This window comes from Deinococcus rhizophilus (assembly GCF_030271215.1).
Taxonomy (GTDB): Bacteria; Deinococcota; Deinococci; order Deinococcales; family Deinococcaceae; genus Deinococcus; species Deinococcus rhizophilus.
Genome location: NZ_JASNGB010000328.1, coordinates 1 through 1,261 on the forward strand (window position 1 = coordinate 1; position 1,261 = coordinate 1,261).

At 72.6% G+C, this 1,261-nt stretch carries 2 protein-coding genes; one reads left to right on the forward strand and one right to left on the reverse strand.

Annotated features, from left to right (window positions below; genetic code table 11):
* The coding region (locus tag QOL99_RS17110) for a CAP domain-containing protein (protein WP_285525600.1) at window positions 1-295 on the forward strand (295 nt) is incomplete at its 5' end.
* Window positions 296-311: 16 nt separating this feature from the next.
* Here the strand turns inward: QOL99_RS17110 and QOL99_RS17115 are convergent.
* Window positions 312-1,079 (reverse strand): 3-hydroxybutyrate dehydrogenase, encoded by a 768-nt coding sequence (locus QOL99_RS17115; RefSeq protein WP_285525602.1) that lies wholly within the window; start codon window positions 1,077-1,079, stop codon window positions 312-314.
* Window positions 1,080-1,261: the final 182 nt, after the last annotated feature.

Below are 1,261 nucleotides of genomic sequence, written 5' to 3' on the forward strand. Positions count from 1 at the left end.
CCTCGCCGCCCGGAACCAGGCGGGGTACATGAGCAGCCGCGCCGGGGTCACGCACGCGGGAGCCGGGGGCACCACCCCGCGCGTCCGGGCGGCCAGCGTGGGGGTGCAGGCGGTCAGCGTGACCGAGATCATCTACATGGGAGATAGCCCGCAATCGGCGCTGAACTGGTGGCTGGCCTCGCCGCTGCACTGCGCGATCCTGACCGACGCCCGCTACACCCACGCGGGGGCGGCCGTGGTGCAGGGGGCGCGGGGGACGGCCTATGTGGTGGTGCTGAGCAGCCAGCCGAGGTAGGCCGCCCGACTGCGCTTTACCGCGCCGTCCACCCCAGGTCGAGGTCCAGCACCGCGCCCGTCATGCCCCAGGCGGCGGGGCTGACCACGTAACTGGCGAGGGCCGCGATGTCCTCCGGCTCCAGCAGCCGCTTGATGGCGGCGGGTTCCAGCATCACCTTCTGCTCGACTTCCTCGGGGCTGAGGCCGCGCGTGCGGGCCTGGTCCGCGATCTGGCCCTCCACCAGCGGCGTGCGGACGTAGCCGGGACAGATCGCGTTCACGGTGAGGCCCTGCTCGCCCGCCTCCAGCGCTGCCGTGCGCGTGAAGCCGATCACGCCGTGCTTGGCGCTGATATATGCACTCTTGTAGGGGCTGGCGACATGCCCGTGGATGCTCGCCACGTTCACGATGCGGCCCTGCCCCGAGCGCGTGAGGTGCCCCCAGGCGTACTTGCTGAGCAGGAAGGGGGCGGTCAGCATCACGTGCAGCATGGTGTCCCAGGTGTCTTCCGGAAAGTCGGGGATGGGGTCGATGTGCTGAAAGCCCGCGTTGTTCACCAGCACGTCGAGGCCGCCGAGCGCCGAGACCGTCTCGTCCACGGCGCGGCGGCAGTCGGCCCGGCGGGAGAGGTCGGCCCCGACGAAGGTCAGGCCGCGTTCCTGCGCCACCTCCCGTGCCTGCGGGCGGTCGAGGTCGAGGACGGCCACCTTCAGGCCGTCCCCCTGAAGCCGCCGGGCGATGGCGAGGCCGATGCCGCTGGTGCCGCCCGTGACGAGGGCGGCGCGGGATTCCTGGGAGGTCATGCGGGAAGTGTAGTGAGGGGGCGTCACGGGAGCGTTGCAGCCGCCAGCCGTCAGCGCCGCGAGGAGCTTCTGCTCAGGCCTCCCCCGGCTGGCGGCTGGCCGCTGGCCGCTGGCTGCCCCCGTCCTGCCCCGTCAGCGCCCGGTGCAGCGCTGCCGTCTCGGGCAGGGGCGTCAGGCCCAGC

What these genes read in the sequence shown, in the direction of transcription:
- QOL99_RS17115 (WP_285525602.1), bottom strand. Translation starts at nt 1,079, where the DNA reads ATGACCTCCCAGGAATCCCGCGCCGCCCTCGTCACGGGCGGCACCAGC.